The organism is Bifidobacterium ruminantium DSM 6489, from assembly GCF_000770925.1.
Lineage (GTDB): Bacteria > Actinomycetota > Actinomycetes > Actinomycetales > Bifidobacteriaceae > Bifidobacterium > Bifidobacterium ruminantium.
In genome coordinates, this window is record NZ_JDTK01000005.1 from 38,415 (window position 1) to 60,533 (window position 22,119).

General features: G+C 61.6%; 15 protein-coding genes and 2 pseudogenes. 14 read left to right on the forward strand and 3 right to left on the reverse strand.

Annotation, left to right across the window (positions count from 1 at the left end; translation table 11 throughout):
- Nucleotides 1-52 precede the first annotated feature (52 nt).
- The 4 genes and pseudogenes from OU26_RS03590 to OU26_RS10730 form a co-directional block, all read left to right on the forward strand.
- The gene (locus tag OU26_RS03590) at nt 53-1,387 is read left to right on the forward strand and encodes a DNA recombination protein RmuC (RefSeq protein WP_026646913.1); all 1,335 of its coding nucleotides are present in this window, start codon (nt 53-55) and stop codon (nt 1,385-1,387) included.
- A 137-nt stretch (nt 1,388-1,524) separates the two neighbouring features.
- A complete protein-coding gene (locus tag OU26_RS03595) occupies nt 1,525-2,193 on the forward strand; it encodes a type I phosphoribosyltransferase (RefSeq protein ID WP_026646914.1) in 669 nt (222 codons plus the stop codon).
- A 189-nt stretch (nt 2,194-2,382) separates the two neighbouring features.
- Nucleotides 2,383-2,863: pseudogene (locus tag OU26_RS10725) on the forward strand (RNA methyltransferase); the annotation flags it as partial.
- A gap of 77 nt (nt 2,864-2,940) precedes the next feature.
- Nucleotides 2,941-3,231, forward strand: a pseudogene (locus tag OU26_RS10730) (TrmH family RNA methyltransferase); the annotation flags it as partial.
- Nucleotides 3,232-3,355: 124 nt separating this feature from the next.
- Here OU26_RS10730 and OU26_RS03605 read toward each other — a convergent pair.
- The gene (locus OU26_RS03605) at nt 3,356-4,426 is read right to left on the reverse strand and encodes a type IV toxin-antitoxin system AbiEi family antitoxin domain-containing protein (protein ID WP_237743844.1); all 1,071 of its coding nucleotides are present in this window, start codon (nt 4,424-4,426) and stop codon (nt 3,356-3,358) included.
- 434 nt (nt 4,427-4,860) lie between these two features.
- Between OU26_RS03605 and gatC the strand changes: the two genes are divergently transcribed.
- From gatC to OU26_RS03655, 10 genes are all read left to right on the forward strand, one after another.
- Entirely contained in the window at nt 4,861-5,157 is a 297-nt protein-coding gene (gene gatC, locus OU26_RS03610; RefSeq protein ID WP_026646917.1) for an Asp-tRNA(Asn)/Glu-tRNA(Gln) amidotransferase subunit GatC, read from the forward strand.
- Nucleotide 5,158: 1 nt separating this feature from the next.
- A complete protein-coding gene (gene gatA / locus OU26_RS03615; protein WP_026646918.1) occupies nt 5,159-6,703 on the forward strand; it encodes an Asp-tRNA(Asn)/Glu-tRNA(Gln) amidotransferase subunit GatA in 1,545 nt (514 codons plus the stop codon).
- 25 nt (nt 6,704-6,728) lie between these two features.
- On the forward strand, nt 6,729-8,225 hold the full coding sequence (gene gatB / locus OU26_RS03620) for an Asp-tRNA(Asn)/Glu-tRNA(Gln) amidotransferase subunit GatB (protein WP_011743745.1): 1,497 nt from the start codon (nt 6,729-6,731) through the stop codon (nt 8,223-8,225).
- 270 nt (nt 8,226-8,495) lie between these two features.
- Nucleotides 8,496-9,557, forward strand: a complete 1,062-nt coding sequence (locus OU26_RS03625; RefSeq protein ID WP_026646919.1) for a GNAT family N-acetyltransferase — start codon at nt 8,496-8,498, stop codon at nt 9,555-9,557.
- Complete coding sequence (locus OU26_RS03630; protein WP_026646920.1) at nt 9,557-9,868, forward strand: DUF2469 domain-containing protein; 312 nt, start codon at nt 9,557-9,559, stop codon at nt 9,866-9,868. The genes OU26_RS03625 and OU26_RS03630 overlap by 1 nt, the downstream gene beginning before the upstream one ends.
- A gap of 182 nt (nt 9,869-10,050) precedes the next feature.
- Nucleotides 10,051-11,640 carry an NAD(P)/FAD-dependent oxidoreductase gene (locus OU26_RS03635; protein WP_026646921.1) on the forward strand — a complete coding sequence of 530 codons (1,590 nt, stop codon included), beginning with the start codon at nt 10,051-10,053 and terminating at the stop codon, nt 11,638-11,640.
- Between the two features lie 310 nt (nt 11,641-11,950).
- Nucleotides 11,951-13,942 (forward strand): transcription termination factor Rho, encoded by a 1,992-nt coding sequence (gene rho, locus OU26_RS03640; RefSeq protein WP_026646922.1) that lies wholly within the window; start codon nt 11,951-11,953, stop codon nt 13,940-13,942.
- A gap of 395 nt (nt 13,943-14,337) precedes the next feature.
- Nucleotides 14,338-14,814 carry an Lrp/AsnC family transcriptional regulator gene (locus tag OU26_RS03645; protein WP_026646923.1) on the forward strand — a complete coding sequence of 159 codons (477 nt, stop codon included), beginning with the start codon at nt 14,338-14,340 and terminating at the stop codon, nt 14,812-14,814.
- 72 nt (nt 14,815-14,886) lie between these two features.
- Nucleotides 14,887-15,300, forward strand: coding sequence for a chorismate mutase (locus tag OU26_RS03650; RefSeq protein ID WP_026646924.1), 414 nt, complete (start codon nt 14,887-14,889; stop codon nt 15,298-15,300).
- A 139-nt stretch (nt 15,301-15,439) separates the two neighbouring features.
- Nucleotides 15,440-17,374, forward strand: coding sequence for a hypothetical protein (locus OU26_RS03655; RefSeq protein ID WP_051592980.1), 1,935 nt, complete (start codon nt 15,440-15,442; stop codon nt 17,372-17,374).
- A gap of 271 nt (nt 17,375-17,645) precedes the next feature.
- Here the strand turns inward: OU26_RS03655 and valS are convergent, their stop codons facing one another.
- Complete coding sequence (valS, locus tag OU26_RS03660) at nt 17,646-20,375, reverse strand: valine--tRNA ligase (protein WP_026646926.1); 2,730 nt, start codon at nt 20,373-20,375, stop codon at nt 17,646-17,648.
- Nucleotides 20,376-20,489: 114 nt separating this feature from the next.
- Nucleotides 20,490-22,037: an ABC transporter substrate-binding protein gene (locus tag OU26_RS03665; RefSeq protein ID WP_026646927.1), complete on the reverse strand. Its 1,548-nt coding sequence runs from the start codon at nt 22,035-22,037 to the stop codon at nt 20,490-20,492.
- Between the last annotated feature and the right edge of the window lie 82 nt (nt 22,038-22,119).

The following is a 22,119-nucleotide window of genomic DNA, read 5'->3' on the forward strand; positions in this document are numbered from 1 at the left end:
ATGTGCGGGTAGGCGTTTGCCGTGGCGCGATCGGCATGATACAATCGAACGTATGTTCGATAATCCTGTGTTTGTTGTGATATTGCTGGTGGTCGTGGCCGCGCTGGGGGCGGCTGCGGGCTTCTTCGCTGGGCGTGCCAAAGGACAGGACATGGCCCGCGGCGCCAAGGAATCGGACTTGAATGAGGCGAAAGCGCAGATCGAGGCGGATCGGCAGGATATCGGCGATCTCAATGCGAGCGTGATGCGGTACCGCACGCAGGCGGAAGGGCTTGCGCAGCAGCTGACGTATCTCAAATCGCAGCTGGCGCAGGCGCAGCGTGCCGAGGAGGTGCGTGCGGAACGCGAACGTCAACGTGCCGCCGCCGAAGCGGAACGCCGCCAGGCCGAAAGCGAACGGAAAATGCAGGAACAGAGCAAGGTGCTGTCCGCTTTGGCTCCGGTGCAGAAGAATCTTGACGCGCTGCAGGAGAAGGTCGCGCAGATCGAGGAGGGGCGCAAGCATGAGATGGGTGCGCTCGGCGAGCAGCTCAAAGGGCTTGGCGAGCAGCAGGCGCGTCTGGACCGTGAGACGAGCGCGCTGTCGTCGGCGCTGCGCAACAACAAGGTGCGAGGCGCGTGGGGCGAGGCCCAGCTGCGCAACATCGTGGAATCGGCGGGCCTGCTGGAACACGTCGATTTCGACACCCAGGTTGTGGTCACCGACGCCGATGGGCATACGCAGCGGCCCGACATGGTCATCCACATGCCCGGTGGCAAAAGCATTCCGATCGACGCCAAGGCGCCGTACGCCGACTACCAGCGCGCATGCGAGATACCGGACACCGAGCCGCCCGAGGAACTGGCCCGCAAGAACGAGCTGCTGCGCGCCCACGCCAAGGCGGTTCGCGAGCATGTGAAGACCTTGGGAGACAAGGCCTACTGGAACGCGTTCAGCGACGCTCCGGACTTCGTGATCGCATTCATCCCCAACGAATCGCTGCTGCAGGCTGCGTTGGAAACCGATCCGACGCTGATGGACGACGCCTTCGCGCAAAAGGTGGCGCTGACCTCGCCGATCACCCTGTGGGCGATGCTCAAGTCCGTCGCCTATGCATGGCAGCAGCAAAGCTTGACCGACGACGCGAAAATGCTGTTCGACCTGTCCCGCGAACTATACGAGCGTTTCGCGGTGCTGGGGGAGCGGGCCACCAAGCTCGGCTCCGCCATCACCAAAACGGTGGGTGCGTACAACGCGTTCGCATCATCGCTCGAATCGCGTGTGTTGGTCACCGCGCGCAAGCTACAGCGCGTCGACCAAAGCAAGGTCATCGCCCCCGTCGAAATGATCGCTCCCGAAAAAGCGGACATCCGCGAGCTGACCGCTCCCGAGACCAGCGGCGAGTAGTTTTTTGTCCGTGCCGTGGACGGGATGCCCGACGGAATCGACGTGGGACGGACGGGAGTTCGGCCTCGCATGCTTTGCGTTGATATGGCGGCCGCATTACGATGTGAATGACGAGTTGAAAGGATAGGTTGGGAACCATGACCGAAGAGAACACTTTCCGCAGGACGGCACCGGTTTCGGCGCAGGATCCCGCCGTCCGGTCCGACGCCGCGTCGACGGAATCCACAGTCGATTTCGCCATGCTCGAGCCGCGGGACCAGCTCAAAACACTGCTGCAGGCCGAAATGAAGGATAAGCCGTTCTCGGAGCTTTCCTCCGTGCTGTTCGACCATCGTGGAGCCTCGATCGTCGGCCATATCCTGCTTGACACGTTGGAGGAGGCCGGATATTCCGTTGATGACTTCGACGCAGTCGGCGCACTGACCGCGGCTGCCGTGCCGCTAGTCTCCGCCATGATCCAGGCTGCCGCCTCCCGTGGCGAGGACCTGAACGGCTTCGTCATGGACTTCGTCTACCCGTCCATCAAGGGTCCGTCGATCGCGTGCAAGCGCGTGGTGTTGATCGATTCCTGGCTGTCCGAGAAATCGTACGTGCAGACCTCCTCGTTGGTTACCCTGCGCAACGGCAACGAACTGAGCCTAGACTTCTCCGTGGTGGAGAACGAAGGCGCCGAAGTGCTGGCCGTCGCCTCGCTGATCGGCGGCGTCGACATGGTCGATCCGACCATCAAGGTCATCAACCCGGTGAACGGCGAGGAATCCCAGCTGCCGTTCGTCGAGGTCTTCAAGGAATCCGAGCTCCACTGAATACGAGTTCCGCATCGTTTGCGATGACGGAATCGTCCAGTGATGCTTTGTCTTGCTGTCGCTTTGCCGAAAAACGCCATTGGATGTTCCTGATGGAATGTATGTGCGGCCGCCTATGTAGGGCGCCGAAACACAGTCTGGATTCATTCAGACGATTAGTACTTCTGACTGTTCCGACAAGGAGGGAATGTGCACGACCCGAATCCCATTGATGTGGCCGCCCAAGCGTCCGGTGAGCCGACATTCCGCGAGGTCGGCGTAGGCCCTTGGGCGCAGACCCATCCGGGGGAGCCGCGTCCGGATGACGTGTCATCCCCGAATTATGATGCCCGCTTCGATTCCGCATTGCTTGACGAAGGCGACCGCCGCAACGTGCTCGATCGATACCGCTATTGGACGGTCGCGGCCATTAAGGCCGATTTGGATTCCCGTGGCCGCCACGATTTCGAAGTCGCCGTGGAAAACTGGACGCACGACTTCAACATCGGATCCATGGTGCGCACAGCCAATGCGTTCCAGGCGCGCCGCGTACACATCGTCGGCCCGCATAAGTGGAACCGTAAGGGCGCGCTCATGACGGAGCTGTACCAGCATGTCGAGAACCATCCGTCCATCACGGAGCTCGTCGAATGCTGGAAACTGCGCATCGCCGGCGAAATCGCCGCCGCCCAAGCGCAGCGCAATGCCCTGTCCCTCCGTTTCTATAAAGCCCATAGCGAAGACGACACCAAAACGGTCGCCGAAACATTGAAGCAACTGCAGAAACTGGAAGCGAAAATCGCCGAACTGGAGGCCGCGCGCATCATCGCGCTCGACATCGTTCCCGGCGCCGTGCCCATGGAAACCTACCATTTCCCCAAGCGCTGCCTCATGTTTTTCGGTGCGGAAGGACCCGGTCTGTCCGAGAAAGCGCTCGAACTGGCCGACGACGTGGTTTACATCTCCCAATTCGGCTCGGTCCGCTCCATCAACGCCGGCGCCGCGGCCGCCGTCTCCATGCACGCTTGGATCGCCCAGCACGCCGCGCCCCAAGCCTGAGTCAATACATGCCGCGGCGGCGGCTTCAATGAATCGTCGTGTCATCGTGCCGATAAATCGCAGTACCGCCGAATCGCAATGCACGTGGCTGCGATTCTTGTTCGGTCATATCGGCATGAAAAGCTCAACCGGTGAATTGTGCGTAGTCATTATGGAGATCATGGGACGCCATCGGCACGCCGGCCTGCTTGAGTTTGCGGATCAACGGCGCTTTTTGCAGAACAACGTCGAAAGTAAAACGAACGATGTCGGTGACGCCGGCTTGCCGAAGCGCGTCTTCTCGCTCGCGTTCGAGAAACACGGTTCCCTGTATGCTTCGGCGGTCGGTCATATCCGGATCGACGTACTTCGCCGTGCCATCGAATTCACCGACGATGACTCGCTCGTCGGCCAGCTTCCAAAGAAAATCGACCCTGTAGCTTTTGCCATTGACGATAAACGGGACTTGGACCATGGGCGGCATGAAACCTTCCTCGATCATGGTTCCCCTGGCAAAAGATTCTCCTCCGTTGTCGCTATCCGGATTCGCGTAGAGAAGCAGTTTTGCGACTGCCGGATGAGCACAGGGATCCTTCTCGCATTCCTCAAGCACGTCGTTGGCCGTGACCCCATGCGCGAACGCGGAATCGAAAATGCTGAGAGCGCATCGAAAATACAGTGCGGATGAGCAGTCGATCAACGTGCGAGCGGGGGTCGTCGCCAGGAAACCGCCTATCCGCACCGGAACGCAATTCGGAACGTAAATACGTTTGGTGGGATGCCTCGCACGAATCTTGCCGTGCTCCCGTCCAACGATGGTCAATTGATGGGTGCTATGAAGGCTCCACGGGTGGTCGAAGCCATGAATCGTCGCCGATGTAAGCCCCGCGAAGATCCAATGGGGGTAGAGCAGGGACATCGAACGTGCTATGTGGAGAGTCCTCTCCGGGGGTGACAGATTGTTCCAATAATCCTGCGGAAGATATAATCCGTGGGCGGCGCGGACGAGCTCGCCGCATTTCATTCTGCGTCGCAATGCGGCATTCTCGGCCTCGTTGTGGGAATACGCGCATCTGCGTTCCATGACGGCTTCTTCGATGATTTTGTTCGCTTGGGCGTGATTCTTCATGTTTTGACGGTAAAAGACGGAGAGATTCGTGGCAAGCGCAGATGAGGGCTGTGGTCGGAGATTCTCCGACACCGCGTGTTCCAACATGTCCGGTCTTGGATGGGCTTGTGGATAACTTGCCGGAAGCCCGTAAAATCGCGGTTCTCAAAAAATGAAAACAAGTGTGCGGAATTTGTAAGCAATGCCACGCGCCCATGCCGCGATCGCGTGCCGCACCCCATGTTGTGAGCCCATGTCGTGCCCCTATGGCGTAAGCCCATGTCGTGCACTCATCTCGTGAGCCTATGTCGTGAGTGCATGCCGAGCGCTCATGCCGAGCCTCCATCGGTTTGGTCGATTGACTTCTGCGAAACCGACGCTTAGGGTTTGCTCACCGTCGGTTTCGCGGAATGGGTTAGTGCAAACCGACGCTGAGCGGTGCGTGGGCGTCGGTTTGGCGGAATGGAGGCGATTGAACCGACGGTTGGGACGGCGTGAAATGGGGCACACGCTCGTCACACAGACGCGTTACTGTTAGGGTCATGCCTACTTTCACCAAAGAAGAAATCGTGCATTTGGGCGATCTTGCCCGAATCGCACTCACGGACGAGGAAATCACCCGTCTGCAGGGCGATCTGAACGTCATCGCCGAATCCATCAACAAGGTCCAGGAAGTCGCCACCGATGACGTGGAACCGACCGCGAACCCGATTCCGCTGGAAGCGTACCTGCGTCCGGACGTCCCCGAGACCCCGCTGACCCAGGCCGAGGCCACCGCGGGAGCCCCGGTCTCCGAGGCCGGCATGTTCGTCGCACCGCGAATTCTGGGACAGGAGTGATATGAGCACCGAAAGCACCACCGAACTCGTCAAGCTTTCCGCCGCCGAGATGGCGGCCAAGATCAAGGCCAAGGAAGTCTCCAGCCGCGAGCTGGTCGAAGCCCACCTCGCCGTCATCGAAGCGGCCGAGCCGAGCGTCAAGGCCTTCCTGAAGGTCTCCGCCGATCAGGCCCTCGAGCAGGCCGACGCCTTCGACGCCAAGTCCGATGAGGACAAGGCGCAGCTGCCGGAGCTCGCCGGCGTGCCGATCGCCATCAAGGACATGATCGTCACCAAGGGCATCGAGACCACCGCCGCCTCCAAGATCCTCGAAGGCTGGGTGCCGCCGTACGACGCCACCGTCATCGAGAAGCTCAAGGCCGCGGGCATGCCGCTGCTGGGCAAGACCAACCTCGATGAGTTCGCGCAGGGCTCCTCCACCGAGCACTCCGCCTACCAGACCACCCACAATCCGTGGGACACCGACCGCGTTCCTGGCGGCTCCGGCGGTGGTTCCGCCGCGGCTGTGGCCGCGTTCGAAGCCCCGCTCGCGCTGGGCACCGACACCGGCGGCTCCATCCGTCAGCCGGGCTCGCTGACCGGCACCGTCGGCGTCAAGCCGACCTACGGCGGCGTCTCCCGTTTCGGCGCTATCGCAATGGCCTCCTCGCTCGACCAGATCGGCCCGTGCTCCCGTACGGTGCTCGACGCCGCCCTGCTGCAGGAGGTCATCGGCGGACACGACAAGCGTGACTCCACCTCCATTCCGGAAGGCCCGCGTCCGATGGTCGCCGCAGCCCGCGAAGGCATGAAGCGCGATCTGAAGGGCCTCAAGGTTGGCCTGATTAAGGAGCTCGGCGGCGACGGCTTCCAGCCAGGCGTTATGGCCCGCTTCAACGAGGGCGTCAAGAAGCTCGAGGAGATGGGCGCGGAGGTCACTGAGGTGTCCCTGCCGCATCTGCCGTACTCCCTCGGCGCCTACTACATCATCATGCCGTCCGAGGTCAGCTCCAACCTGGCCCGTTACGATGGCATGCGCTACGGCCTGCGCGTCATGCCGCCGGCAGGCGTTCCGCAGACCGCCGCCAACATGATGGCCTACACCCGTGAGGCCGGCTTCGGCGACGAGGTCAAGCGCCGTATCATCCTCGGCACCTACGCGCTGTCCGCCGGCTACTACGATGCCTGGTACGGCTCCGCGCAGAAAGTCCGCACCCTGATCATCGACGACTTCAAGAAGGCCTTCGAAAAGGTCGACGTGCTCGTCGGCCCGACCAGCCCGGTCACCGCCTTCAAGTTCGGCGAGAAGACCGAGGACCCGATGGCCATGTACGCCATCGACATCACCACCATTCCGGCCAACCTCGCCGGCGTGCCGGCAATGAGCATCCCGGCCGGCCTGAGCGACGACGGCCTGCCGGTCGGCTTCCAGTTCCTCGCCCCGCAGCAGCGCGACGAGGTCATGTACAAGCCCGCCGCCGCTCTCGAAGCGGCCCTCGAGGAAAGCTGGAACGGCCCGATCTGGCAGTCCCTGAAGACCCCGTGGCTCGACGGACTGGACAAGTAGGAAGCATCGGAGGAAAGAAAACAAAATGGCTGAAAAGTTGATGAAGTACGCCGATGCCGTCAAGAAGTTCGACCCGGTCATCGGTCTGGAAACCCACGTGGAGCTGTCCACCACCACGAAGCTGTTCTGCCCGGCCGAAGTCCACTTCGGCGGCGAGCCGAACACCCAGCTCACCCCGGTGAGCCTCGGCCTGCCGGGCTCCCTGCCGGTGGTCAACAAGACCGCCGTCGATTACGCGATCAAGCTGGGTCTCGCCCTGCACTGCGAAATCGCCGAATGGAGCCAGTTCGCCCGTAAGAACTACTTCTACCCGGACATGCCGCGCGATTACCAGATCTCGCAGTATGACAAGCCGACCAACGGCAACGGCTACCTCGACGTGGAGCTTGAGGACGGCACCATCTTCCGTGTGCCGATCGAGCGCGCCCACATCGAAGACGACGCCGGCAAGAACACCCACGTCGGTGGCGCTGACGGCCGTATCGAAGGCGCCGACCACTCGCTGGTCGACTACAACCGCGCCGGCGTGCCGCTGATCGAAATCGTGACCAAGCCGATCGAAGGCGCAGGAGACCGCGCCCCCGAAATCGCAGGCGCCTACATGCGCGCCATCCGCGACATCGTGCGTGCGCTGAACATCTCCCATGCCCGCATGGAGCAGGGCAACATGCGCGCCGACGTGAACGTGTCGCTGCGCAACAGCCCGTCCGATCCGTTCGGCACCCGTTCCGAAACCAAGAACGTGAACTCGTTCCGTGGCATCGAGAAGACTATCCAGTACGAGATCCGCCGTCAGGCCGCCATCCTTTCCGAAGGCGGCGAGATTCTGCAGGAGACTCGTCACTGGGACGAGGCCTCGCAGACCACCGCCGGCGGCCGCGTGAAGTCCGACGCCGACGACTACCGCTACTTCCCGGATCCGGATCTGGTGATGCTGCACATCACCAAGGAGCACATCGAGGAGATGAAGGCCCAGATGCCGGAAATGCCTCGTGAGCGCCGCAACCGCCTGAAGGGCGAGTGGGGCTTCAACGATCTGGAGATGCGCGACGTGCTCAACGCCGACGCTCTGGACCTGCTCGAGGACACCGTCAAGGCCGGCGCTTCCGCCTCGGGCGCCAAGAAGTGGTGGCTGGGCGAGCTGTCCCGCGAAGCCAACAACAAGGGCGTGAGCCTTGAAGAGCTGCCGATCACCCCGGCCGACGTCGCCGAGGTCGAGAAGCTCATCGCCGACGGCAAGCTCAACGACAAGCTCGCCAAGCAGACCGTCGCAGGCGTGCTCGCCGGCGAAGGCACTCCGGACGAGGTCGTCAAGAAGCACGGCTTCCAGGTCGTTTCCGACGACGGCGCGCTCGAAAAGGCCGTCGACGAGGCACTCGCGGCCAACCCGGACATCGTCGAGAAGCTCAAGAGCGGCAACATGAAGCCGATGGGCGCGATTATCGGCGCTGTCATGCGCGCCACCCGCGGCCAGGCCGACGCGAAGGCCGTCACCAAGATCGTGATGGGCAAGATCAAGTGACGTTCCGGCGATTGCCGAACGTTGCCTGATTGATGGCATCGAAAGGCGTGCGTTTTTGCGATGAGAGGAATCGTAAAAACGCACGCCTTTCTGCATTTTGTTGCTTTTTATCTGCTTTTACATGCCTTTTCGTACGATTCACGCGTCGGCTGGGGGAGGTTTCACGGGGATTTTGCCTAACAAAACTCCCAGCTGGCGTTCAGTCGGGTACAATACCGTCGGTACGTGTGTGGCGAGGGACCGCACCGAAGGACATAGGAAACGAGAATCATGTCAGAACACGCTGAAACCACAGCGAAGGAACCGACGGCGGACCAGCGAGCGAGGGAGCTTCCGGGACGCATCGTCATTCCGCCAATCAAAGGCGAGATGGTGCACCTGCGCCCCGCCACCATCGAGGACATCGCCCAGATGGACCGAATCGAAGCGTACATCGGCGCCTCCGGCATCACCGGCAAGGACCGCGTGGCCGAACGCGGCGCGGTGAACGCATGGGTGCGCCGCTCCGTGGCGTGGTCCATGGGAGAGGCATCGTCCGAGTCCGGCGTGGGCGATCCGGAATCCCGTCGCACCATCGCATGGTCCATCATCACCGAAGCCGACCATGACGGCGACGGCGAAATCGACGCGGCCTCCTCGGACAACGTGATCGGCATGATCTTCCTCATCGACATCGACGGCTGGGCGCGTTCCGCGCGCATCCAGGTGGTGCTCGGCAAGGACTACCGCGGCCGCGGCTACTCGCGCGACATCATGCCCCGCGTGATGACTTACGGTTTCGCGCCGGAGCCCGCCGGCCTGGGCATGCACCGCATCTGGGTTGCCGTGCCGGAGCAGAACACGCGTTCCGTGTCCGTCTACCAGTCGCTTGGCTTCGTGCCGTCCGGCCGTTCTCGCGACGCCCTCTGGAACGCTTCGCAGAACCGCTACCAGGACCTGATCGTCATGGACACGCTCGTCGACGAATTCGACCCGATCCGTTCGCTCGACGCGTTCGGCATGCATGTGATCGAAGACAATCCCGGCGTCAAGGAAGCATTGAGCGCCCGCGAGCATTCGATCGCCATCCAGCTCAACACCGCGCGTGACGACGGTTCCGACGATACGGACGCCAAGCAGGACGGAAACGGCGAGCAGACACCGTCTGCGGATCAGGCGTCTGTCGCGCGCCAGCAGGAAAAGCGGTCCGACAAGCCGGCTGAGCTGAATAGTCAGGCGACGGGCGATGCCGACAACACCTGGCCGTACGGCTCGGGCGAGCGCAAGACATCGAAGGATGCTTGGTGGCGCACGCTTGGCCGTGGCCGCAAGCGCGATATGGAAGGCAAGTGATGAGCGCCGAAGATCTCGACAATTACGAAACCGACGCCGAACTGGCGCTGTACAAGGAATACCGTGACGTCATCAAGCTGTTCACCTACGTCGTGGAGACCGAGCGCCGTTTCTATTTGGCCAACAAGGTCGATTTCAATGTGCGTTCCGCCGGACAGGACGTCTATTTCGACGTGCGGCTGACCGACGCATGGGTGTGGGACGTGTATCGTTCCAGCCGTTTCGTCAAGAATGTGCGCATCGTCACGTTCAAGGACGTGAACGTCGAGGAGGTCCAGAAAACCGATATCGACATCCCCGACAGCATGTGATTTTTACGGGAAAACCAGCCTTCGCAGGTTCGCCGAGTGGCTGGTTTTCCTATTTATGACGATTATTTGTGGCGGTTCCCGCTCTGTATGGCGCTGATTTTGTGTGCATATGCACAGTCGCGCTGTGCGTTTCCCTACCTTCGGGTAAACTATTTTCGATTTTGTTTTAAGGAGACTTCAAAGTGACGCAAAAGCAATCCGTGGTGATTATCGGCGGTGGCCCTGCTGGCCTGACCGCCGCGTGGGAGCTCGTCAAGGACGGCGGCTCCGACAAGTACGACGTGACCGTGCTGGAGGCTACCCGCGAATTTGGCGGCATCTCCCGCACCGTCAAGCATGACGGCAATCGCATGGACATCGGCGGCCATCGCTTCTTCTCCAAGGACGACCGCATCATGGACTGGTGGAAGGAAGTCCTGCCGTTGCAGGGCGCTCCCAGCTATGACGACAAGAAGCTCCACCGCGAGCATGATATGGAGCCGGGCGGCCCGGATCCCGAGGTCGAGGACAAGGTGATGCTCAAGCGCCACCGCGTGTCCCGCATCTACTGGAACCGTCATTTCCTCGACTATCCGATTTCGCTGAGCGCCAACACGTTGAAGGCCATGGGCTTCAAGCTGACCATGGTCGCCGGTTTCAGCTACCTGAAATCCATGATCCACAAGCTGCCGGAAACCAATCTGGAGAACTTCTATATCAACCGTTTCGGCCGTAAGCTGTACTCCATGTTCTTCGAGGGCTACACCGAGAAGTTGTGGGGCCGCCACCCGTCCGAGATCTCCGCCGACTGGGGCGCGCAGCGCGTCAAGGGCCTGAGCATCATGGGCGTGCTGAAGAACGCCTTCCAGAAGCTGCTGCCGAAGAAGCGCGACAACTCCGAGGTGGAGACCTCCCTGATCGAGGAGTTCTGGTATCCGAAGCTCGGCCCGGGCCAGCTGTGGGAAACCGTCGAATCCAACTGCGAGGCCGCCGGCGTGAAGGTCATCACCGACGCCAACGTGGTGGAGATCCGTCAGAAGGACGGCAAGATCGCTTCCGTCGTGTATGAGGATTCCGAAGGCAACCGCACCGAAATGGCCGCGGACGACTTCATCTCCTCCATGCCGGTCAAGGATCTCATCAACGCCGTGGACGCGTCCGACAAGCCGGCGCCGAAGGACATGACCGAAATCGCCAATGGCCTGCCGTATCGCGACTTCGTCACCGTCGGCCTGCTCGTCAAGCATCTGCGCCTGACCAACACCACCGACATCCCGACCCTCGGCAACCCGCCGATCGTGCCGGACTGCTGGATCTATGTGCAGGATCCGGGCTACAAGGTCGGCCGTTTGCAGATCTTCAACAACTGGAGCCCGTACCTGGTCAAGGACGTCGACAACACCGTGTGGATCGGCCTCGAATACTTCTGCGAGGAAGGCGACGCCTTCTGGAACATGACCGACGAGGAAGCCACCAAGTTTGCCATCCAGGAACTCACCCGCATGCAGGTCATCAACGGCCCGCAGGACGTGCTCGACTCTCATCGCGAACGCGTCAAGAAGGCCTACCCCGCCTACTTCGACACCTACGACCGCATGCCCGAACTCGTCGATTACCTCGATTCCTTCGGCAACCTCTACTGCGTCGGCCGCAACGGCCAGCACCGCTACAACAACATGGACCACTCCATGGCCACGGCCATCGAAGCCGTCAAGAACATCAAGAGCGGTGAGACGTCGAAGAAGAACGTGTGGTCGGTGAACACCGATAAGTCCTACCACGAGGAGAAGTAGCGATTTCCTCATCCTCGGAATCGCCTTTTTAAAAGGAAATTCAAAGGGATTCGAAGGACACGAGAAACGTGGGTCCGCTGGCACGATGTGCTGGCTGACCCACGTTTTTTCATGTCGGATACGCGGCGCGCGAACCATCCTGTGCAGGCATGATACTTGGTTTGCGTTGGTCTGGGCGGCGTTGTATGGTTATGGCAGTTCGCAACCGTGATATTTCGCGGTGAACTTTCGTTCAACGGATTTTTCCGTAATTCTTTTTTACAGCTGTCGCGGGCGCATGCCTGTGGAAGCCAAGGAAAGGCAACTACCAGTGGCAACAAGCCCTAATCTCGATGATATGAAACTGCCCGAGCTCAAGGAGCTCGCCAAGCAGATGGGACTTCGCGGTATCTCTACCATGCGCAAGACCGAATTGATCGCAACGATCCAGGCCGCCCGTTCCGGTGGACAGGCGCCGGCCGGAGTCACCGTGCGCGCTCCGAAGCCCGCCTCCACCGCAGACGCTGACGTCAACACGGCGAAGAAAGACGATAAGAACGGCGCTGCCGACGATGCGAAGCAGAATCGTCCCGTCCGCGCCAAGAAGACCAAGCCCGCGGAATACGTGAACGCCGCGAATGCCAAGGACGCCGCGAATGCCACGGCCGCCGTGGACACGCTGGAATCGCGTGAGGAGGCGCCGAGGCGCCACCGCCATCGCGACGCGGAGGCCGGTGCCGACCTGCTTGCCGAGCTTGGTCTGGACGAGCCGTCGGCGAAGCGCGACGACCGTCGTCGCCGTGACGACAATCGCAAGGACGATTTCGAGCCGCGTCGCCGTCGCCGCACGTCGGGCGAGCCGAAGGACGAGGACGTCGTGCGCGACCTCGACGACATCCTCGCCACGCTGCCTGCGCAGAACTCCTCCGAGGAGAGCGGACGTCGCGATGACGCGGAGGAGGGCGAGTTCACGCGCCACACCCGCGGCCGCAACGACCGTCGCGGCCGTCGCATGCGTGGCCGCGACCGCGAATACGACGAGCGTGACGACCGTCGCGACAGGGGTGATCGCAACGAACGCATGGAACGCGGCAACGAACGCGGCGACCGTATGGACCGCAATGCCGACCGTTCCACGGATCGCAATGATCGTAACGATCGCAACGAAACAAAGGAAGATCTCGTGCCGGTCGCGGGCATCGTCGACGTGCTCGATTCCTACGCTTTTGTGCGCACTTCCGGCTACCTGCCGGGGCCGAACGACGTGTACGTCTCCATGGGCCAGGTCAAAAAGTACGGTCTGCGCAAGGGCGATGCCGTGCACGGCTCCATCCGCACCCCACGCGAGGGCGAACGCCGCAATCAGCGCCAGAAGTTCGTGCCGCTGCAGTCCATCGACTCCATCAACGGCATGAGCGTCGAGGAGGCGCAGCATCGTCCGCAGTTCAGCAAGCTCACCCCGCTGTATCCGCAGGAGCGTCTGAAGCAGGAGACCACGCCGAACAAGCTCACCGGCCGCCTCATCGACATCGTGGCGCCGATCGGCAAGGGCCAGCGTGGCCTGATCGTGTCCCCGCCGAAGGCCGGCAAGACTATCACCCTGCAGAACATCGCCAACGCGATCGCGACCAACAATCCGGAAGTGCACCTTATGGTCGTCCTCGTGGACGAACGTCCGGAAGAGGTCACCGACATGGAACGCACGGTGCAGGGCGAGGTCATCTCCTCCACCTTCGACCGTCCGGCATCCGACCACACCACCGTCGCCGAACTGGCCATCGAACGTGCGAAGCGTCTCGTGGAGCTCGGCCAGGACGTGGTGGTGCTGCTCGACTCCATGACCCGCTTGGCCCGCGCTTACAACATCGCGGCCCCGGCCTCCGGACGCATCCTGTCCGGCGGTGTGGACGCGCAGGCGCTGTACCCGCCGAAGAAGTTCTTCGGCGCGGCCCGCAACATCGAGAACGGCGGCTCCCTGACCATCATCTCCTCCGCGCTGGTGGAAACCGGTTCCAAGATGGACGAGGTCATCTTCGAGGAGTTCAAGGGCACTGGCAACATGGAGCTGCGTCTGAGCCGCGAGCTCGCCGACAAGCGTCTGTTCCCCGCCATCGACGTGAACGCCTCCGGCACCCGCCGTGAGGAGCTCATCACCGATCCGCAGGAACTGCCGATCATCTACCGTCTGCGTCGTCTTCTGGGCGGCCTCGAGCCGGAGCAGGCCTATCAGACGCTTGTGCCGCGTCTGAAGAAGACCGCGACCAATCGCGATTTCATGGCATCGCTCATCCAGCAGAGCGGCAACGCCACCAACGGCAACTGAGGTTTCCTGAATCGTTGAAATCGATTTCCTGAAATCGATTTTCGCGGAATTCAAGGGCCATGCGACTTTGATCGTCGCATGGCCCTTTTCCATGCCATCCCATGCCACACGCCATGACCATTTTCTGGACATTTTTATGGACAGTGAAATCGCAAAAAGAAGATAAAAATACGAAAAAATCGAAGCGATGAAATAAATAATATTTATTTTGATGGGGGGTGTTTGCAAAATTTAATAAACGCTTGTGGATGAGCGCTTCACCGAAAGGGAAATGCGCGTCATTTCGCGCCGTTATGTGCGTGGTGGTGGGTATGGTTGAAAGAAAAGTAACTTGGGACCACAGTGGGGACGGCCGCTATGGCTGTGTGGCTGCATGTTGAAAAAAAGGGGTATGAATGGCCAATAATGATCATGACATGGATGACGCACGTTCGATCGCAAGCCAGCTTGATGACACCGACGGCGTGATCCTCGACATTCTCGAGAACAACGGACGAGCCACACTGTCCCATCTTTCCGAAGCGACCGGTCTGTCCGTATCCGCGGTGCAATCGCGCGTGCAGAAGCTTGAGCGTCGTGGCGTGATTCGCGGATACAAGGCGATCATCGACGACGAGCGCCGCGGTCTTACGGTGAACGCCTATATCGCGGTCACGCCGACCGATTATTCGTGGGAAGCCGACATCCCCGACAAGCTCAAGGACATCGACGGCATCATGTCCTGCGATTCCGTCGCCGGTTCGCCCAGCTTCATGCTGACCGTCCGCACCGAATCGCCCGCGAAGCTTGAGGAGCTGCTGAACCTCATCCACCGCACTGTGCCGGTCAGCACCGAAACCACCATCGTGCTGAAGCGCTACTTCTCGATGTGATTCGCGGGATGCGCGGCCCGAACGATGGTCGGGAGGCACCCAAGAGGTAGCCTTCGCGGTAGTCTGGAGACCATGAGCGACAGCGAACACGACTGGCCTCGGCCAGAAGAAGAAACCGAATCCGAAACCGTCATCGACGCGCGGACCGCGCGGAACAATCCCGAAGTGGCCGATGCGGTGGCCAAAATCGCCGCGTTGCGCCAATCCATCGACAATGTCGACACGGCCATCGTCTCGCTGCTGGCCGAACGGTTCAAATACACGTCCCAGGTCGGCGTGCTGAAGGCTCGCGCGGGCTTCGCCCCGGCCGACTACCAGCGCGAGAACTCCCAGATCGAACGGCTGCATCGCATCGCCGTCGAAGCCGGACTGGATCCAGACATCGCCGAAATGTACCGCGAATTCGTGGTGACCGAGGCCAAACGCCGTCACAAGCGCATCGCCGAGGCCGGGGGAGACCCAGGCGTCCTCGATGTGTTCGCCTGATTCGGCCGGATTCCATTCGTTTTTATTCTTTTTGTCCGTTTTCGCGGCGGCGCCGGTATGTGCGCGTCGTCGACGGGCATGCCGGGCATTACATTGAATGCTTTGGAAATGCTACTTCGATTGCGATTGTGAGGGACGTATGCGTCACGCACCCACGATTCGTCCGCAGGCGGGTCGCCGTCCACTCGCGGCGGCGGTTGCGGTCGCCGTCATCGCCGCCGTTCCGGTCGCGGCCGTCGATGTGGCCGATGTGGCCGCCGCGGTTCGTCAAAACGATCAGTACGCGGCCGAAGCGGCGCGAAACGACGTGATGAGTGCCTATTCGTCCATCGATAGGCCCGGACGTCTGTTCCTGACGCAAAGCGGCTCCTCCGCATCGCATGAATCGCGGCGCGTGCCCAAAGGCGCCGTCCCATCGCCATGGAAGGTGTCCGTCACCTTCAGTCTCGATGGGCCGGACGTGAGCGCGGCCGATGTTTCCGGCGCTTCCGGCATGGTCGGCATACGAATCGACCTACATGCCGTGGATACGTCCAAAACCGCCGGACTGACGCCGGTGGTCGCATTCACCATTCCCAGCCGGGTCGGCGACGACGTGACCGCCGACGACGGCGTGATCGTTTCCGCGGGCAACACGTCGACGCTGGTCGCGGCCGTCGGCAAACCTGGTGAGGATCTGATCTTCAGCACCTATGTGACGGCGAAACGTTTCTCCATGAGCTCGCTGGCCATCGCCGCGGTGGACGGCGACGCCGACCAATCGCTGTCCGACCTCACCAAACGCGCGTCCATGTTGGTGGACGGGCTGACCAATGTCGGCTCGCAGCGCAACCGTAAGCTTATCGCCCAACTGGAAAAACTCCGCGACAACGAGAAGGCACTGGCGGAGCGGACCATCGCGGAACGTTCCAAAGAGCACGACCAGGCGTTCGACAGCTACATCAACGCGTATGTCGGCTCCTACACCACGCACCTGTCCGGCTCCATTGGCAATTCGACGCAGCTTCCCGCCATTCTTGGCACCGCTTCCGAATTGAACGGCGACACCCCCGTCGCCAAGGCTGTGGCGGAACTGGCCAACGCCGTCAACGACGTGAGCGCCGCATATCGCCATATCGGTGCGGCCGGTGCGGTCGATGAGGTGATTCGCACCATCGAGCAGCGCGGCACGTCCGGACTGATGAGCGAGCTCACCAAACGCGTAGGCGAGGAGGGGCAGCGCGGTTCCAAAGACTACAGTGCCGGACAATCGCAACTGTCCGCCGCAATGATCCCGTATTCCATGGATTTCACTGATTCATACACGGCTCGGCTCAAGGAACTGGGCGCGACCTCCGGCAACGCGTCCGAATACGAGAGCCAGGCGATTGCCGATGTGCGGGCAGGCATGAAAGGCAACGCGAAGCTCAAGGCCGCGTATGACAAGGTCTCCGCCGCGATGACCACATTGGCGGACGCCAGCGAGCATACCGGACAGGCCAGCGCGTTCCACCAGATCGTCGTGAGATTCGCCGACCAGCTGGACTCGGATGACGAGACCTCCGACACGGAGGGCGCCGACGACTCGTCGGTGCTGGATTCGTTGCGTTCCGCCTCTGCCGGCCAGTCACTGTGCGCGAAGGCCGAGAAGGCGCGTGCCAAGGCCCAGCGCAAGGCGGAACGGGCGCAGGCCAAGAACACTTCGGACACACTGACCAGCCTGGTCGACGACAAGAACGCCATCAGCATGGATGACGTGATGAGCTACGCGGGAGGTTTGCGCCCGTCGTTCGGCGCGGCCGCGGACACCACGTCGAAGAACGTGGCGAAGGTCGGGGGAGTGGACTCTATGAAGAAGAACGATTCCGCTGCTTCCCAGAAGAATTCGGCATCGCTTGCCGTCTCGCTGCCGATTGCCGGCTACGGATTGGCGAAAACCGGTTTCACGCCGGATAACGGCGATCTGGTCGATGAGACGGTCGATTTGGCAGCGGCCGCGGAGATTCTGGACGATGCGATGCAGGCCGGGTTGTCCGTCTCTTCCGGCAGGACCTCCGCCGGACCGCAGTATCTGCTGTCGGTTCCGGTGCTGTAAAGGCGTTCACGGCCTGTCGGTGCTGGCCGTTGTATCCGGTTTCCCGGCTTTTTCGAGTACGGGGGTACATATTCCGACCCGAAACACGGTTTTCATGCCCCCGAACATGCATTGCTTGCGATTCGGCTGTGATTCACCGATTTTTCGGATACGGGGGTAGTGCGAATACGACAAAGCCTCCTTTGCGATGCAGCGATGCAGCGATGCAAAGGAGGCTTTGTCACTGGCTGGCAATCCCGTGAAGATCGCCAGCCACTATGATTTCAGAAGATTACTTCTTAGGCTTCTTGGCCGGCGGTTCGCCCAGTTCGCTTTCGGCGACCGTCACATTGGCGGCCTCGTCCTCGCCTTCGACGGAGGACGGAGCGGCGAAGGCGATCGGTCCGGTCACACGACCGGCTTCGGCGATGTCACCCAGCGCGGTCTCGACGGCCGCACGAACCTCGTCGGTGACGACCAGCGTCACGGACAGAATCGGTGTCTTCATCGAAACCTTGGCCTTTGACTTGATGCCACGCAGCGCGGCCAGAGCCTCGCCGGCATACGTCAGCAGGTCCGCGGAGGCGTCACCGGCGGCGGCTGCATACGTCTCCGCCTTCGGCCATGCGGCGCGGTGCACGGAGCCCTCGCCCGCATGCATCCAGCTCCACACCTCTTCGGTGGCGTACGGCAGATACGGAGCCAGCAGACGCGCGAACGCGTCCAGACCCAAGCCCAGCGTGGTGCGCGCGGACCTCACCGCGGCCTCGCTCGGCACGTTGCCGGTCGAATCGGCGGTGCCATAGGCACGGTTCTTGACCAGCTCGATGTAATCGTCGCAGAACTGCCAGAAGTAGTTCTCGATGACTTCCAAAGCCTTGGAATGCTCGTAGTTGTTGAGGTTCTCGGTGGCCTCGCGCACCACGTCAGCCATCTTGGCCATCGCAGCGCGGTCCAGCGGCTCGGTCACATCAGCCGGATTCCAAGTGGCGGTCGCAGGGGCTCCCACATGGTGGTTTTCGTCCTCACGTCCGATGGCCAGAGCGAACTTGGTGGCGTTGAGCAGCTTGATGGCAAGACGGCGGCCGATCTTCATCTGACCCTCGTCGTACGTGGCATCCAGACCCAGACGGGCGGCGGCGGCCCAGTAACGCACCGCGTCGGCGCCGAAGTGCTTGATCGGCTTGTCCGGCACGACCACGTTGCCCTTGGACTTCGACATCTTCTTGTGGTCCGGATCAAGAATCCAGCCAGACAGCGTGGTGTTGGCCCACGGCAGGCACTTGTTCTCGAGATGCGCGCGATCCATGGTGGAGAACAGCCAAGTGCGGATGATGTCCTGACCCTGCGGACGCAGATCCATCGGGAACGTGGCGTTGAAGATCGCCTGGTTCTCCTCGCCCGGCTCCTCCCAGCGGGTCACGATCTGCGGGGTGAGCGACGAAGTGGCCCAGGTATCCATGATGTCCGGTTCGGCGGTGAAGCCGCCCGGCACGTCACGCTGATCCTCGGTATAGCCTTCCGGCACATCGTCGGTCGGGTCGATCGGCAGACGATCCTCGCTCGGGGTGATCGGGTGATCGTAATCCGGGGTGCCGTCTTCCTTCACCGGGTACCACAGCGGGAACGGGACACCGAAGAAGCGCTGGCGGGAAATCAGCCAATCGCCGTTGAGGCCATGCACCCAGTTCTCGTAGCGCACGCGCATGAAATCGGGGTGGAAGTTCAGCTCCTTGCCGCGCGCGATGAGCTCGGCGTTCAGCTTCTCGTCGGTGCCACCGTTCTTCAGGTACCACTGGCGGGAGGTGACGATTTCGAGCGGCTTGTCGCCCTTCTCGTAGAAGTTCGTCATACGCTTGGTCGGGGTCGGCTCGCCGTCCAGATCGCCGGAGGTGCGCAGCTCGTCGACGATCACCTTGCGTGCGGAGAACGTGGTCTTGCCGGCGGTCTCCTGGAAGATACGCTTGCCTTCCTCGGTTTCGATCCAATCCGGGGTGTCCATCACGATACGGCCATTGCGCTGGATGATGGAGCGCAGCGGCAGGTTCAGGTCGCGCCACCACTCGACGTCGGTGACGTCGCCGAACGTGCAGCACATGGCGATGCCGGCGCCCTTGTCCATTTCGGCGGCCTTGTGCGCCAGAATCGGAACCTTGACGTGGAACAGCGGGGAGTAGACGTACTGGCCGAAATACTGCTTGTAACGCTCGTCGTCCGGGTGCGCGATCAGCGCGCCGCAGGCGGCCAGCAGTTCCGGACGGGTGGTCTCGATGTAGATCGGGGTGCCGTCTTCGAAACGGAACGCCACCTTGTGGTAGAAGCCCGGATATTCGCGCGATTCCAGTTCGGCCTGGGCCACTGCGGTCTGGAACGTCACGTCCCACAGACCCGGAGCGTCCTTCTGATACGCTTCGCCACGGGCCAGGTTGCGCAGGAACGCCTTCTGGGCCACGCGCTGCGGATGCTCGCCGATGGTGTGGTAGGTCTGCGACCAGTCGATGGACAGGCCGAGGGAACGCCACAGCGCCTCGAACTGCTTCTCGTCCTGGGCGGTGAGCTTTTCGCACAGCTCGATGAAGTTCTTACGGGAGATCGGCACCTGGTCCTTGGCGTCGATCTTCTTGCCGTCCGTACCCTCGAACGGCGGCACGAAATTCGGATCGTACTTCAGGGAAGTGTCCACGCGCACGCCGTAATAGTTCTGCACACGGCGTTCGGTCGGCAGGCCGTTGTCGTCCCAGCCCATCGGGTAGAACACGTCGTAGCCGTTCATGCGCTTGAAACGTGCGATCACATCGGTGTGCGTGTAGGAGAACACGTGGCCCACATGCAGGTGGCCGGAAACGGTGGGCGGCGGGGTATCGATGGAATAGACGGCCTTGCGGTCGCGGGTGCCCTGGAACTTGTAGACTCCGCTCTCGTCCCAGACGCCACGCCACTTGTCTTCGAGACCGTCCACGCCGACCCTGTCGGGCAGCGGCGTGAGGTTCGCGTTGATGGTGTTATCTTGGCTTTCAGTCATAGTCGCTAGTCTAGAAAGCGAATGTGACAACTGCCATGGTGCCGACTTCCGTCGAACCGAATGCCGGAATCGCATGCAAATCGCGGAAAATCCGCAGCAAAAACGGCGCTGCCTCTAGCCCAGCCTCACCTTGCTCAACGGCAGCAGCCGGTCGGTCAGATTCTTCGGATACCCCTGCAGCTGGTCGGACACAGCGATGAAGTTCTTGCGCGTGTACAGCCAATCGCTGGCGGCGTCCTCGCTGACGATGCGCGCGTAATCGTGCATGCGCGCCTGGTAATCGTTGTCGTTGGTGGCGGCCATGGCGTTGGCGTAGGCTTGCTGCGCGTCGCCGTTCTCGAAATGGAACACTGATTGGCCGCTCGCGAAGACGTTCGCGTCGCCTTCGTCGCTCATGGTGGTCAGCGCGATGTTGTACGTGCCCGCGTTCATGCGTTCCGTCACTTCCGCGGCGGAATCGAGCACCTCCAGATTGGCGCCGACGTTGAGGCTTTCGATTGCGGTTTTCACGGTGTCGCCGATGCTCTTGTACTGCTTCGGCACCAGAATGTCGATCGGGGCGATGTAGTTCGCGCCGAAGTAGGAGCGCATCTGCTGTCCCTGTTCAAGATTGTAGGGGTACAGTCCGCTCAGATCCTCATAGCCGTCCTCGAGCGGGCTGATCGGCCCGCCCAGCACGGCATAGGCGTCCGGGCTGTTCTTGGCGATGGACTGCGCATCGATGGCGTACCGCGTCATTTTACGGATCTGCTCGTCGGAGAAGGGGCTGTTCCCATCGTTGTTGAACGCCAGCAGCACCTTGTCGAAGCTGATGCCGCTGACCGTCGAGATGCCGTCGGTCTTGCCGAGTCCGTCGGCGGCTGACGCGCTGAGCGGCAATGCCATGTCGATTTTCCCGGCCTTCATGGCGTTCGCCATCGCATCCTCGTCGCCGTAGTAATACAGGGTCACCTGCGATGAGACGGCCTTGCTTCCCCAATACGAGTCGTTGCGTTGCAGCACGATTTGCGATTTCGACGCGTCGGATACGGTGAACGGTCCCGATCCGACCGCCGTTTTGGCGTAGTCCGCCTTGTTCTCCTGGTCGTACACGACGCCCGCGCGGCCGGCCAGCGCGCGCAGCAGCCGCGGATTCGGCTTGGACAGCGTGACGGACACCGTGTCCGCGTTCGGATTGGTGATCTCCTTCAGGTCGCCGAGCTGGTCGGAGCCCGCGTAATGGTTGTTGATGGTGTTCTGCAACGACCAGACCACGTCGGACGAGTCGAGTTTGTGCCCGTTGGAGAAGGTCATGCCGTCGCGCAGCGCGAACGTATAGGTCAGGCCGTCGTCGGAGATTTGCCAGGAGGAGGCGATCCCCGGCTGCAGCTTGTTGGTGTCGCTGCGGGACACCAGCGTCTCGTACACGTTGCCGAGCAGCGCCTGCTCCACGGCGGTGCCCTGTTCGGTGCGGATGTCAAGCGATTCCGGCGCCTTGCCTTCGATGCCGATCGTCACGGACGAATTGGAGGAGAGCGTGCCGAAGGATGTGATCGGGTTCTTGTGCTCGACCAGCGACAGTCCCAGCCACAGCATCACGCTGAGCACCGCCGCGACGCCGAGGAATATCAGCCATCGCGTGGCTTCGTCCTTGAGATTGCGCTTCCGCCCGTTTTCATCCATGCACCCGAGTCTAGTTGACGCGCGCTACACGGTCCGTTCTGGCTGGTGGATGAGCATACGGCGGACGATGCGTGCGATTCAC